This window comes from Streptomyces sp. NBC_00287, from assembly GCF_036173105.1.
GTDB lineage: Bacteria > Actinomycetota > Actinomycetes > Streptomycetales > Streptomycetaceae > Streptomyces.
On sequence record NZ_CP108053.1, the window covers coordinates 1,519,740 to 1,532,305 of the forward strand.

Sequence of the window (12,566 nt, forward strand, 5' to 3'; positions counted from 1 at the left end):
GGGCCGCCAGCAGGTCTTCGGACTCGGGGTCGTCCGGTCGGGGCGCCTTCCCAGACGGCTCGTACGCCGTCCAGTGGCCGAGGCCCCGCCCGTCACCCTCACCGCTGCGCGTCAGCTCCGGATTCGCACCGGATTCCCTGACCCAAGAGCATGGGTTCGACTGGCCTCGGCAAGCTACCACGCGCCCATCCGGGAATCTCCACGCGCCCTTGGCCGTTGTCGGGAGAACAGGCATGTCATGAGGTCGAGGAGGCCCCGGTGTACGGCGACGAAGCGACGATCCGCAAGATCCTCACCGAACTCGGCGACACCTGGGCCGTGGTCGGCCTGTCGTCGAACCGGCGGCGCGCGGCGTACGGCGTCGCCCAGGTCCTCCAGCGCTACGGCAAGCGCGTGGTGCCCGTGCACCCCAAGGCGGAGACGGTGCACGGCGAGCAGGGGTACGCCTCGCTCGCGGACATCCCCTTCGATGTGGACGTCGTCGATGTCTTCGTCAACAGCGAGCTCGCGGGGCCCGTGGCCGACGAAGCGGTCGCCAAGGGCGCGAAGGCCGTGTGGTTCCAGCTCGATGTGATCGACGAGGCCGCGTACGACCGGACCCGGGCGGCGGGGCTGGACATGGTCATGGACCGGTGCCCGGCCATCGAGATCCCCCTGCTGCGCTGAAGCACATAGGGTGTCGCACGCACCGCACGTCCACGAGAAAAGGCCCATGTACGAGCCCCGGTCGCCCGCCCCCTGCTGCATGCCGTCGTCCAAAGCCGGTGCGGACAAGCCGACGGTCGAGGCGACCCCCGTCGCCACCGGCCCCGTCGCCACCGACGGCATGGTCCTGCTCCCCGGTGGCGAGTTCCTCATGGGCACCGAGGACGCCGAGGGCTTCCCGGACGACGCCGAGGGCCCGGTAAGGGCGGTGCGCGTCAACGCGTTCCGCATCGACGCCTGCGCGGTGACCAACGACGACTTCGCGGCCTTCGTCGCCGACACCGGCCACATCACCGACGCCGAGCGCCTGGACTGGTCGTACGTCTTCGCCGGGTTTCTGCCCGCCGCCCTGCGCCGTGGCGCCCCGCGGCCCGAGCGGACGCCCTGGTGGTGCGCGGTCGAGGGCGCGGCCTGGGACCGGCCGGAGGGTCCGGGCAGCGATCTCGCCGGGCGCGGGAACCATCCGGTGGTCCATGTGTCCTGGTACGACGCCACCGCCTACGCGGCCTGGGCGGGCAAGCGGCTGCCGACCGAGGCGGAGTGGGAGTACGCGGCCCGCGGCGGCCTGGAGCAGCGGCGCTATCCCTGGGGCGACGAACTCGATCCGGACGGCGAGTACCGCTGCAACATCTGGCGCGGCACCTTCCCCACCAAGAACACCGCCGCCGACGGCTACCGGGGCACCTCGCCCGTGGACGCCTTCAAGCCCAATGGCTTCGGGCTCTACAACACCTCGGGCAATGTCTGGGAGTGGTGCGCGGACTGGTGGTCCACCGAGCAGGACGGCGCCAAGGTGATCCGCGGCGGCTCCTACCTGTGCCACGCGTCCTACTGCAACCGCTACCGCGTGGCCGCCCGCAGCGCCAACACGCCGGACAGCTCCAGCGGCCATGCGGGGTTCCGCTGCGCGCTGAGCGCCACATAATGCTCGGGTGACCTCCACCACCCCCAACTCCACTGCTCCAGAACGCTTTCCGGTCGTCATCATCGGTGCCGGACCCGCCGGGCTCACTATCGGCAACATCCTGCGGGCAGCCTCCGTCGACTGTCTGGTCCTGGAGATCGAGAGCCGTGAGTTCATCGAGCAGCGGCCGAGGGCCGGCGTCCTGGAGGAGTGGGCTGTACGCGGGCTCGAACAGCGCGGTCTCGCGGAGAACTTGCTGGCGCGCGGCCAGGTGCACAACGAGTGCGAGTTCCGCTTCGCCGGGCAGCGCTACCGGTTCGAGTACGCGGAACTGACGGGGCATCACCACTTCGTCTATCCACAGCCGTTGCTGGTGACGGACCTGGTCGCGGAGTACGCGGACGTACGGGGCGGCGTCATCCGCTTCGGCGTACGGGACGTAGAACTGCACGACCTGGACTCGGACCGGCCGTCGGTGTCGTACACCCACCCCGAATCGGGTCAACGGCACACAGTGCACTGCGACTTCATCGCGGGCTGTGACGGCGCCCGCGGAGTGTCACGCACCGCGGTACCGCCAGGGCGCGCTCATGTCTCGCGGTACGACTACGGCATCGGCTGGCTGGCGCTGCTCGCGGAGGCGCCACCGTCCAACGACTGTGTGGTGTTCGGCGTGCATCCGCGCGGCTTCGCCGGGCACATGGCCCGCAGCCCCGAGGTCACGCGCTACTACCTGGAGTGCCCACCGGGCGACGACCCGGAAAACTGGTCCCACGAGCGAGTCTGGCGCGAGCTGCAAGAACGACTCGGAGCGGCCGGCGCTCCCCCGCTGACCGAGGGGCGGCTGATCGAGAAGCGCGTGCTGGACATGCACAGTTACGTCGTGGAGCCCATGGCGTTCGGCCGGCTCTTCCTGGCCGGGGACGCCGCCCATCTCACCGCGCCGATCGCGGCCAAGGGCATGAACCTCGCCCTGCACGACGCCTTCCTGCTCGGCGACGCGTTCATCGCCCACCTCACCAAGGGCGACCGAACCGGCCTCGACGGCTACTCGGCGGCCTGCCTCGGCCGGGTCTGGGACTACCAGGAGTTCTCCCAGTGGCTGTCGGAGGTGTACCACGGCACCTCCTCGGGCAACCCGCACCGAGCGGGCACCACCCTCGCCCGCCTGCGCCGCCTGTTCGGCTCCCCGACCGCGGGACTCGCCTTCGCGGAGCAGTACTTGGGCAAGAACGCCGACTACTAGTCGTGCAGCGGCCGGTCGCTGAGCCGGTGGTCCGCCACCTTCAGCGCCTCGTCCACCAGCCGCCGCAGATGGCCGTCGCGCAGGGAGTAGATCACCCGGCGGCCTTCTTTGCGTGTGTTCACCAGTCCGGCGAGGCGCAGCCGCGCCAGATGCTGGCTGACGGCGGGCCGGGCCGCCCCGCACGCCTCCGTGAGCGTGCTGACGTCAGCCTCTCCGCTGGTCAGCGCGTGCAGCAGCGTCAGCCGGGTGCGGTCGCCGAGCAGGGCGAGGAGTTCGGCGGCGAGGGCGAACTGTTCCTCGCCGGGGGTGCGCGGATGCGCATCATGTGCAGGTGATAGGTGCATGCGTGCGCTCATACGCACATAATGGCGTCGTGGACCCAGCAAGTCCACCACCGCCACCGGAAGGGGGACCCGTGACCCACCCGCACCACCATCGTCACCACCACCCGCTCCGCCACCGCCTCGCCCACCTCCTCAAGCCCCACTCCCACGACACCGCCGACAAGCTCGACAGCGCCCTGGAGTCCTCGGCCCGCGGGATGCGCGCGCTGTGGGTCTCGCTCGCAGTGCTGGGTTCAACCGCACTCGTCCAGGCGGTCGTCGTGGCGATGTCCGGATCGGTGGCCCTCCTCGGCGACACCGCGCACAACACCGCCGACGCGCTGACCGCCGTACCCCTCGGCATCGCCTTCGTGCTCGGCCGCCGCGCGGCGACCCGGCGCTTCACCTACGGCTACGGCCGCGCCGAGGATCTGGCGGGACTGGTGATCGTGCTGACCATCGCCGCGTCGGCGGCGTTCGCCGCGTGGACGGCGGTCGACCGGCTGCTCGACCCGCGCGACGTCGATCATCTGCCCGCGGTGGCCGCGGCCGCGCTGGTGGGGTTCGCGGGCAACGAGTGGGTGGCGCGCTACCGGATCCGGGTCGGCCGGGCCATCGGCTCGGCGGCGCTGGTGGCGGACGGTCTGCACGCCCGTACCGACGGATTCACCTCGCTGGCGGTGCTGTTGGGCGCGGGCGGTGCGGCGCTCGGCTGGCAACTGGCCGACCCGATCGTGGGGTTGGCGATCACCGCGGCGATCGTGCTGGTGCTGCGGGACGCGGCGCGCGAGGTGTTCCGGCGGGTGCTGGACGCCGTGGACCCGGCCCTGGTGGACCGGGCCGAGCAGGCGCTGCGAGAGGTTCCGGGAGTGCGCGGGGTGGGCGAGCTGCGGCTGCGCTGGATCGGGCACCGGCTGCGGGCGGAGGTCGCGGTCGTGGTGGACGGCGAGGCGACGGTACGACAGGCCCACGCGATCGCCGTCGACGCCGAGCACGCCCTGCTGCATGCCGTGCCCCGTCTCACCGCGGCCCTGGTCCACGCGGACCCGGCGCCGGTGCCCGGCGAGGCGGACCCGCATGTGGCGCTGGCCCACCACACGGCGGCCTGAGCTCAGACGAGCCCGAGGCCTTCCAGTACGACGGCCCCCGGCAGCTCGGCGAAGGCCTTGCCCGGGACCAGCAGCTTGCCGCGCCGGCGTCCGCTGCCGACGAGGACGTAGGGCAGGTCGACCACGGCGGAGTCCACCAACACCGGCCAGTCGGCGGGCAGTCCGATCGGGGTGATGCCGCCGTACTCCATGCCGGTCTCGCCCGTCGCGGTGTCCATGGCGGCGAACGAGGCCTTGCGGGCGCCGAGTTGACGGCGGACGGCGCCGTTGACGTCGACGCGAGCAGTGGAGAGCACGACACAGGCGGCGAGCGTGGTCTCGCCACCGCGCTTGCCCGCCACCACCACACAGTTGGCGGACTGTTCCAGCAGCTCCCGGCCGTAGTGCTCGACGAACACGGCGGTGTCGGCCCACTGCGGGTCGGTGTCGACGTAGACGATCTGGTCGGCGGGGACGCTGCCGCTCCAGTGCCGTACGGCGTCGGCGACCGGGGCGGTCAGTTCGTCGAGGGCGTCGGGGGCGGGGAGGGCCCGGTCGAAGTGTCCGATGGGTGCGCGCATGGCCGCACCGTAGCAACCGCGCTCCACCGCTCAGTGCACGGGCGGGACGGAGACCGCCATCACCATCCGCATCGGCACCTCACCGGTATTGCCGTACGTGTGCGGGGTGTTGGCCTCGAAGGAGCCGCTCGCGCCCGCCGGGACGTGGTACTCCACCCCGTCCACGGTGAGCGTCAGCTCGCCCTCCAGGACATGGAGCAGTTCGGCCGTGCCCGTCGGATGCGGATCTGACGAGCTGCTCTCGCCCGGCATCAGCCGCCACTCCCACAGCTCCAGCGGCCCTGGCGCCTCGGTGCCGGCGAGCAGGAGGTTGTAGCTGCCTGAGTCGGTGTGCCACAGCCGTACGGCCTGGTCGGCGGGGACGATACGGACCTGCGGGCCCTGTTCGTACTCGAGCAGCGTGGTGATGCTGATGCCCAGCGCGTCACCGATCTTCACGACCGTGCCGAGGCTGGGGTTGGTGCGCGCCTGCTCGATCTGAATGAGCATCCCGCGGCTGACATTGGCCCGAGTGGCGAGCACATCCAGGGTGAAGCCGCGCACCGCACGCCAGTGCTTGACGTTGCGGGCAAGGGACTGGGTCAGCAGGTCGAGGTCCGACACATTCCGTCCAACGTCTTGGTCCAATATAACGAATAGAAAAGTTCACTTCGTTGCACTACGGTGAGGTGCACCTGATCGTGCACCGAACTGTACTGCGAGGCGACCGTGACAGCACTCTTCGCCCTGGCCGCCAGCCTGCTCTGGGGTCTGGCCGACTTCGGCGGCGGGCTGCTGACCCGGCGCACCCCCGCGCTCACCGTGGTGGTGATCTCGCAGACGATCGCCGCGGTCGTGCTGGGTGCGATCGTGGTCGCGACCGGCGGCTGGACCGAGTTCGGCCCCCAGCTCTGGTTCGCGGTCGCCGCCGGTGTGGTCGGCACGGTGACGATCCTCGCCTTCTACAAGGCGCTCGCCCTGGGCCCGATGGGCGTGGTGTCCCCGCTGTGCTCGCTGAGCGTCGCCGTCCCGGTGGGCGTGGGCGTCGCGCTGGGCGAGCGGCCCGGGATGTTCCAGCTCGGCGGGATCGCGGCGGCCGTCGTCGGCGTCGTGCTCGCCGGCGGGCCGCAGGTCAAGGGCGCCCCGGTGCAGCGCCGGGCCATCGTGCTCACCCTGCTCTCGGCGCTCGGTTTCGGCACGGTGATGGCGCTGATCACCGAGGCGTCGACGACCGTCACCGGCCTCTTCCTCGCCCTGTTCGTGCAGCGCGTCACCAATGTCGTCGTGGGCGGCACGGCCCTGTACGTCTCCGTACGGCGCGGCTCCCCCGCCCTCCCCGAAGGCGGCTTCCCCTGGCGTGCGCTGCCCGCGCTCGGCTTCGTCGGACTCGCCGACGTCGCGGCGAACGGCACCTACTCGATCGCCGCCCAGAACGGCCCGGTCACCGTGGCCGCCGTCCTCGCCTCGCTGTTCCCGGTGGTGACAGCGCTGGCCGCGCGCATGGTCCTCGACGAACGTCTGCGCGGGATCCAGGCGGCGGGCGCGGGGCTGGCACTGGCCGGCACCCTGCTGCTCGCCACCGGCTGACTCAGGCCTCCGCGTCCAACTGCGCCAGCCGCGCCGCCGTCTCCTCGTCCAGCTCCGCCAGCGCCGCGAGCTGTTCCGGGGTCACGCCGTCCGGTATCGGCACCGGCGCGGGCGTCCTGAGCGGCGGCTGCCAGCCGTCGGCGGGCGTCCAGCGTCGTACGACCCGGGCGGGCGCGCCCGCCACGACGGCGTGGTCGGGAACCACGCCCCGGACCACGGCACCGGCCGCCACGACCACGTTCCGACCGATCCTCGCGCCCGGCAGGATCACCGCACCGGTGCCGATCCAGCAGCCCGAGCCGATCGACACAGGCTCCATCCGCGGCCACTGCTTGCCGATGGGCTCGTGCGGGTCGTCGTAGGAGTGGTTCGTGGAGGTGACATAGACATACGGGCCGAAGTAGCAGTCGCTGCCGATGGTGACCGTGGTGTCGGCGATGACATGGCTGCCGCGGCCGAGGACCACACCGTCGCCGATGCGCAGGATCGGTTCCGGACCGAGGTCCAGGTCGGGCATCAGGCCCGCGGTGAGCGTGACCTGTTCGCCGACGATGCAGTGCGAGCCCAGATGGATCCAGGGCTCGCCGAAGACCGTGCCGAGCGGGAACGCCAGGCGGGTGGCCTCGCCGATCGCGCCGAAGTGGAAGCGGCCGGGGCTGTCCTTCGTCACCGAACCCGTGCGCTGCACCCAGGCCCAGCCCGCGTGGACGGCGCGCTGCGCCAGGCGGTGTCGCCAGGACGAGAACGTGTTCTTACTCTTCGGCACGCGTTCACCGTACTGAGCGTGCGGCGCCCTTATCGCTTGAAGGGGCTGTGATCTTCGCCCCAACAGGTGGCGGTACGGTGCCGTGTATCACGTGATCAGGAGGCGAAGATGATCAAGGGCATCGGTGGCAGGGAGCCGAAGGTCGACGCGGACGTGTTTGTGGCGCCCACGGCATCGGTGATCGGGGACGTGACGCTGTCGGCGGGGGCGAGCGTCTGGTACGGGGCCGTGCTGCGGGGTGACGTGGAGCGGATCTCCGTGGGGGCGCAGAGCAATGTGCAGGACAACTGCACGCTCCATGCGGATCCCGGGTTTCCGGTTTCTGTGGGGGAACGTGTTTCCATCGGGCACAACGCCGTGGTGCATGGGGCGACCGTGGAGGACGACTGCCTCATCGGGATGGGGGCGACTGTGCTGAATGGAGCGGTGATCGGGGCGGGGTCGCTGGTTGCCGCGCAGGCGTTGGTGCCGCAGGGGATGGTTGTGCCGGCGGGTTCTCTTGTGGCGGGGGTGCCTGCGAAGGTCAAGCGGGAGCTCACGGAGGAGGAGAAGGCCGGGGTTTCGCTCAACGGGACCATGTATGCGCAGTTGGCTCAGGCCCATCGGGAAGAAGCCTGAGGGCTACTCCCCCGCGCTCACGAGCTCCGGCTCTGCTGCCTGAGCCTGCGCCTTCTTCGCCTTCCTCTTCAGGATCAGGAACGACGTCAGGCCGATCAGGACCGCTGCCACCAGGCCCAGCCACGAGAAGCGCTTCAGCCAGGACTCGGCCACCACGCCCACGTAGTAGATGACCGCCGTCGTGCCGCCCGCCCAGAGGATGCCGCCCAGGACGTTGGCCGTGAGGAACTTCCAGTACGGCATCTGCAGGACGCCTGCGAGGGGGCCGGCGAAGATGCGCAGAAGGGCTACGAAGCGGCCGAAGAAGACCGCCCACATGCCCCACTTCTGGAAGGAGCGCTCGGCGGTGGCGATATGGGCCTCGCTGAAGTGCCTCGGGAATTTGGCGCCCAGCCAGGCCAGCAGGGGGCGACCGCCCTTGCGGCCGATGGCGTAGCCGATGGAGTCGCCGATGATGGCGCCCGCGGTGGCGCAGGCGCCGAGGATCACGGGATCGATGTCACCGTGCTGCGAGGCGAGCAGCGCCGAGGAGACCAGGATGATCTCGCCGGGCAGCGGGATGCCCAGGCTCTCCAGGCCGATGACCAGGCCCACCAGCAGATAGATGGCGAGCGGGGGCACCGTTTCGAGCCATTCCTGGACGTGCAACGCCGCTTCCTCTCACGTGCTGGGCTGTTCCGGCGCGCGCTCGTCCGTGAGCGCGCGCCGGGGCAGCCTACCTGCTCACGGTGACTCGTCCGCGTCCCACAGGTCGCACTGGTGGTCTCGGTGCACGGATGTGCTCGGGGCGTTACCGCCCGCGGACGCCGTCCGCAGCGAGAGCACCCGCTCCGGGCCGCCGCCGGGCATGGCGGGCTGTCCGTCGGCACGGGGCACTCCGGTGCGGACGAAGGAGCCCCAGTACTGGACCATCTGCCGCGCCAGCGTCCGCTGCTCGGCGTTCAGCGGGGTCTTCAGGCCGAAGTGCTTGAAGAGGTACTGCACCTCGTTCACATGCGTCGCGCCGAAGTCGAAGTCCGTACCGAGGTCGCGCAGCGAGGCGAAGGGCGGTGAGGTGCGGTCGGCGAACTCGTACGCGTACACCGGGCCGCGTCCGGCCAGCGTGCCGTCGAGTCGGAGCGCGGGACAGGCGAACAGCATGTCGCCGAGGGCGGTGCCGAAGGCGATCGTCGGGGAGGGGTGGGCGGTGAGGAGGTAGCGGGTGAGCACATCGTCGCCGAATGCGCCTCGCATCACCGACGGGTACTGCTCGGCCGTCAGCGGGCCGCCCGCCCCGTCGAACTGGCCGAAGGCGAACAGCCGCCCCTCGTCCAGATTGGCGCCGTTCATCACCGGCACCCCGGCCGCGGCACCGGACGCGAAGGCCTCGGCGGGCTGTACGGGCAGGAAGGCGCCGCCGGTCACCGGTCCCCAGTCGAAGCCGCGCTGCGCGGCAAGGATCTCGGCGGACGTCTTGCCGCGCAGACACGCCACCGTCGTACAGCCGAGCTTCTCGGCGAAGGAGGCTCCCTGCGAGACCGCGGTCTCGTGGGTCCTGGCCGCGCAGTCCTCGTAGGCGCCGCTCTGGATGACGCCCGCCCGGAACAGGCCCTTCGCGGTGGGTGAGGCGAGCTGGGCGCAGACCGAGCGGCCGCCCGCGGACTCGCCCGCGATGGTGACGCGGCCGGGATCGCCGCCGAAGCGGCCGATGTTGGCGCGCACCCAGCGCAGCGCGGCCTGCTGGTCGAGCATGCCGAAGTTGCCGGAGACACCGTCGGCGGCCTCGTCGTCGAGGCCGGCGGTGGCGAGGAAGCCCATCGCTCCGAGGCGGTAGTTCACGGTCACGACGACCGTGCCGGTCTGCCGGGCGAAGGTGTCGGGGACGATGTCCTGACCGGCCCCCGCGGTGAGCCCGCCACCGTGGAACCAGACGAGGACCGCGCGCCGGTGGGAGCCCTCGGGCACATACACATTCAGGTCGAGGCAGTCCTCGGTGTGGCTGGGCTGCTCGTAACCGGGGTCCCAACTCGCCCCCTGCACACACTTATTGCCGAAGTCCCGTGCGCCGCGCACTCCTTGCCAGGGCCGAACCTTCTTGGGCTCCTTCCAGCGGAGCTCTCCGACGGGCGCTTCGGCGTACGGGATGCCGAGGAACTGCCGCCCCTCGGCAGTCACTTCGCCGCGCACCAGGCCCGCCTCCGTGCGGACAACCTGCTCGTCTGCCTGCGCCGGGGCAGGTGCCGCCACCGCGGCCGCGAGGGCCACCAGTGCGATCACAACACGCCGTATCATCGGGCCACCTCCACACTCGTACGCAGCCGCAGATCGCCTGCGGACGCCCCTACCCACACACTCCGGCGCCCGGTGCCCAGCATCCAGTCATGGCGGTCCGGATCCCAGGACGACAAGGTCCGCGCCGCCACCCGCACAGTCACCCTCCGCCGCTCCCCCGCCTTCAGGGAAAGTCGCCGGTAACCGCCCAACACCTGTGCCGCCTGGTCCAGTTCCAGCTCGGGCGAAGGACCGACGTACACCTGCGGCACCGCGATCCCGGCGCGCCGCCCGGCGTTGCGGACCGTGAACCGCACGTCGAGGCCGTGCCGGTGCCAATGCGCGGACACCTCGCCGTAGTCGAAGAAGGTGTACGACAGCCCATGCCCGAACGGGAACAGCGGGCGCTCGTCCTCGGCGTCGTACCAGCGGTATCCGGCGTGGATGCCCTCCGAGTAGACCTCGGTGCCGTCGACGCCCGGGTAGCGGCGCGGGTCTCCGGCGACGGGATGGTGGTCGTCGTCCACCGGGAAGGTCTGGGTGAGCCGGCCGCCGGGGTCGCACTCACCGAACAGGACGGCTGCGGTGGCGGCCGCGCCCTCCTGGCCCGGGTAGTACATCTGGAGCACGGCGCCGGTGCGCTCCAGCCAGGGCATCGAGGTCGCTGACGAGGTGTTGAGGACGACGGTCGTGCGCAGGTTCACCGCCGTCACGGCCTCGATGAGCGCCGCCTGGTGGCCGGGGAGATCGATCGTGGTGCGGTCCTGGCCTTCGGTGGCGTCCTCGTAGGCGAACAGGACGACCTGGCGGGCGGCGCGCGCGGCCCGTACGGCCTCGGCCACGACCCCCGCCCGGGTCGCGCTGGTGATGCGGCGCAGCCGGAACTCCTGCCCCGTGTCCCCGCCCTGCGCGGTGATCTCCAGTTTGTGCGCGCCCTTGGTCAACGTGAGCGTCTTCCGGCGTACGGACATCCCGTCGGCGGCGGTGGTGACGTACCCGCCCATGAAGTACTCGCCCCAGCCGGGCACGAGCGGGAAGAGCTCCGCACCGTCGAGGACCACCTTGGGCCGGATCGTCGGCGCACCGGAGTAGTGGATGACGAACGTCCACTCGTCGGCCTCGTCGACGGTGAGCGTGCCGTCGTAAGTCCAGGTCCGCCCGGCCTCGACCCGCAGGCCCTCGCTGTCGAAGCCGGGGCTGAGCGCCGAGGCGGGGACGGCCTTGCCGAAGATGTCCTCGCCGAGGGCGTAGGTCACGTCGCCGCCGCGTGCGCGGAGGGCGTCGAGGGGGCTGTCGGCACGGTCGGGCACGACATGGGCGCTGCCGCCGCCGCTGACGAAGGGCAGGGATCCGGGCTGGCCGATCACGGCGATGCTGCCGCTGGTCAGCGGGAGCGTGCCGCGTTTGTTGCGCAGCAGGGTGGCGCCCGCCTTGGCGACTTCGAGGGCTACGGCCGCTCCCGCCCGGGTGTCGCGTTCGGGCCGTGGCGGTGCGCTGCCATCGAGGAGGCCGAAGCGGTCCATCACGGACAGGATCCGGCGTACGGCCCGGTCGACGTACCGCTCGGAGACGCTGCCGTCACGCACGGCCCGCTTCAGGGCGGCACCGAAGTGGGTGCCGTCCGGCATCTCCAGGTCCAGGCCCGCGGTGAGGGCCTTCTGGGTGCTGTGGGCGGCGAACCAGTCGGTCATCACCAGGCCCTCGAAGCCCCACCGTTCGCGCAGGATGTCGGTGAGCAGGGTCTTGTTCTCGCAGGAGTAGGTGCCGTTGACCTTGTTGTAGGCGCCCATCACCGCGCCCGTGCCGGCTCCGACGGCGGCCTCGAAGCCGCGCAGTTCGACCTCGTGCATGGTCTGCTCGTCGGCACGCACGTCGATGGTGTTGCGGTCCTTCTCCTGATTGTTGAGGGCGTAGTGCTTGACGGTGGCGACGAGCCCCTCGCCCTGGATGCCCTCGATCTCGGCTGCCACCAGGTCGGAGGCGAGCAGTGGATCCTCGCTGAAGGTCTCGAAGTTGCGCCCGGCGTACGGGGTGCGGATGAGGTTGACCATCGGGGAGAGCAGGACGTCCTGGCCGAGGGCGCGGCCCTCGTGTCCGATGACCCGGCCGTAGCGGCGCGCCAGTTCGGGGTCGAAGGCGGAGGCCAGCAGGACGGGGGCGGGCAGGGCGGTGGCATGTGCGGTGACGCGGACGCCGGCCGGGCCGTCGGCCAGCCGCAGCGGCGGGATGCCGAGGCGCTTCACTCCTGCGACATAGCCCGCCTGGCCGAGCGGGGTGGGGTCGGTGGCACCGCGCAGGAGGGAGATCTTCTCGTCGAGGGTGAGCTCGGCCAGGAGCCCTTCGACGCGCGGTCTTCCCTGGGCGTAGGCACTCGGTGGGGTCAGTCCGCCGGTCGCCGCGGCGGCGACGGCGACGGCGCCGCCCACCAGACGCAGGGCGGATCGCCGGGAAACAGTGTCGGTCATGGCAGCCGTCACTCCTTCGGTGTGCGGGCACGACGATGTGAACCGCAGGTGCAC

Annotated in this window: 13 protein-coding genes and 1 riboswitch; of the genes, 6 read left to right on the plus strand and 7 right to left on the minus strand. The window is 71.2% G+C overall.

Annotated elements, in window-relative coordinates:
• Positions 1 to 5: 5 nt before the first annotated feature.
• Positions 6 to 165: riboswitch (cobalamin riboswitch) on the minus strand.
• 93 nt (positions 166 to 258) lie between these two features.
• From OHT76_RS06855 to OHT76_RS06865, 3 genes are read left to right on the plus strand one after another with little or no spacing between them, the layout of a single operon-like run.
• Complete coding sequence (locus tag OHT76_RS06855; RefSeq protein ID WP_328869853.1) at positions 259 to 666, plus strand: CoA-binding protein; 408 nt, start codon at positions 259 to 261, stop codon at positions 664 to 666.
• Between the two features lie 46 nt (positions 667 to 712).
• Positions 713 to 1,630: a formylglycine-generating enzyme family protein gene (locus OHT76_RS06860; RefSeq protein WP_443049731.1), complete on the plus strand. Its 918-nt coding sequence runs from the start codon at positions 713 to 715 to the stop codon at positions 1,628 to 1,630.
• 7 nt (positions 1,631 to 1,637) lie between these two features.
• Positions 1,638 to 2,855 (plus strand): 4-hydroxybenzoate 3-monooxygenase, encoded by a 1,218-nt coding sequence (locus OHT76_RS06865; RefSeq protein WP_328869854.1) that lies wholly within the window; start codon positions 1,638 to 1,640, stop codon positions 2,853 to 2,855.
• On the opposite strand, the gene OHT76_RS06870 is transcribed toward OHT76_RS06865, so the two are convergent.
• A complete protein-coding gene (locus tag OHT76_RS06870) occupies positions 2,852 to 3,211 on the minus strand; it encodes an ArsR/SmtB family transcription factor (RefSeq protein WP_328869855.1) in 360 nt (119 codons plus the stop codon). The genes OHT76_RS06865 and OHT76_RS06870 overlap by 4 nt on opposite strands.
• Positions 3,212 to 3,270: 59 nt before the next feature.
• Between OHT76_RS06870 and OHT76_RS06875 the strand changes: the two genes are divergently transcribed.
• Positions 3,271 to 4,287, plus strand: a complete 1,017-nt coding sequence (locus tag OHT76_RS06875) for a cation diffusion facilitator family transporter (RefSeq protein WP_328869856.1) — start codon at positions 3,271 to 3,273, stop codon at positions 4,285 to 4,287.
• A gap of 2 nt (positions 4,288 to 4,289) precedes the next feature.
• On the opposite strand, the gene OHT76_RS06880 is transcribed toward OHT76_RS06875, so the two are convergent.
• Positions 4,290 to 4,847: a YbaK/EbsC family protein gene (locus OHT76_RS06880; protein ID WP_328869857.1), complete on the minus strand. Its 558-nt coding sequence runs from the start codon at positions 4,845 to 4,847 to the stop codon at positions 4,290 to 4,292.
• A 30-nt stretch (positions 4,848 to 4,877) separates the two neighbouring features.
• A complete protein-coding gene (locus OHT76_RS06885; RefSeq protein WP_328869858.1) occupies positions 4,878 to 5,450 on the minus strand; it encodes a cupin domain-containing protein in 573 nt (190 codons plus the stop codon).
• Positions 5,451 to 5,555: 105 nt separating this feature from the next.
• Between OHT76_RS06885 and OHT76_RS06890 the strand changes: the two genes are divergently transcribed.
• The gene (locus tag OHT76_RS06890; protein ID WP_328869859.1) at positions 5,556 to 6,413 is read left to right on the plus strand and encodes an EamA family transporter; all 858 of its coding nucleotides are present in this window, start codon (positions 5,556 to 5,558) and stop codon (positions 6,411 to 6,413) included.
• Position 6,414: 1 nt separating this feature from the next.
• Here the strand turns inward: OHT76_RS06890 and OHT76_RS06895 are convergent, their stop codons facing one another.
• Complete coding sequence (locus OHT76_RS06895) at positions 6,415 to 7,179, minus strand: acyltransferase (protein WP_328869860.1); 765 nt, start codon at positions 7,177 to 7,179, stop codon at positions 6,415 to 6,417.
• Positions 7,180 to 7,287: 108 nt separating this feature from the next.
• Here OHT76_RS06895 and OHT76_RS06900 point away from each other — a divergent pair, with 108 nt between their 5' ends.
• Positions 7,288 to 7,797: a gamma carbonic anhydrase family protein gene (locus OHT76_RS06900; protein WP_328869861.1), complete on the plus strand. Its 510-nt coding sequence runs from the start codon at positions 7,288 to 7,290 to the stop codon at positions 7,795 to 7,797.
• A 3-nt stretch (positions 7,798 to 7,800) separates the two neighbouring features.
• Here the strand turns inward: OHT76_RS06900 and OHT76_RS06905 are convergent, their stop codons facing one another.
• The 3 genes from OHT76_RS06905 to OHT76_RS06915 form a co-directional block, all read right to left on the minus strand.
• Positions 7,801 to 8,445, minus strand: coding sequence for a DedA family protein (locus OHT76_RS06905; RefSeq protein WP_328869862.1), 645 nt, complete (start codon positions 8,443 to 8,445; stop codon positions 7,801 to 7,803).
• A 75-nt stretch (positions 8,446 to 8,520) separates the two neighbouring features.
• Positions 8,521 to 10,068 carry a carboxylesterase/lipase family protein gene (locus tag OHT76_RS06910; RefSeq protein ID WP_328869863.1) on the minus strand — a complete coding sequence of 516 codons (1,548 nt, stop codon included), beginning with the start codon at positions 10,066 to 10,068 and terminating at the stop codon, positions 8,521 to 8,523.
• A complete protein-coding gene (locus tag OHT76_RS06915; protein ID WP_328869864.1) occupies positions 10,065 to 12,512 on the minus strand; it encodes a beta-glucosidase family protein in 2,448 nt (815 codons plus the stop codon). The genes OHT76_RS06910 and OHT76_RS06915 overlap by 4 nt, the downstream gene beginning before the upstream one ends.
• Between the last annotated feature and the right edge of the window lie 54 nt (positions 12,513 to 12,566).

Bases quoted from the DNA above. Each gene is read 5' to 3' on its own strand.
- OHT76_RS06870 (WP_328869855.1), bottom strand. From the start codon at position 3,211: ATGAGCGCACGCATGCACCTATCACCTGCACATGATGCGCATCCGCGC.
- OHT76_RS06915 (WP_328869864.1), bottom strand. From the start codon at position 12,512: ATGACCGACACTGTTTCCCGGCGATCCGCCCTGCGTCTGGTGGGCGGC.
- OHT76_RS06880 (WP_328869857.1), bottom strand. From the start codon at position 4,847: ATGCGCGCACCCATCGGACACTTCGACCGGGCCCTCCCCGCCCCCGAC.
- OHT76_RS06910 (WP_328869863.1), bottom strand. From the start codon at position 10,068: ATGATACGGCGTGTTGTGATCGCACTGGTGGCCCTCGCGGCCGCGGTG.
- OHT76_RS06860 (WP_443049731.1), top strand. From the start codon at position 713: ATGTACGAGCCCCGGTCGCCCGCCCCCTGCTGCATGCCGTCGTCCAAA.
- OHT76_RS06900 (WP_328869861.1), top strand. From the start codon at position 7,288: ATGATCAAGGGCATCGGTGGCAGGGAGCCGAAGGTCGACGCGGACGTG.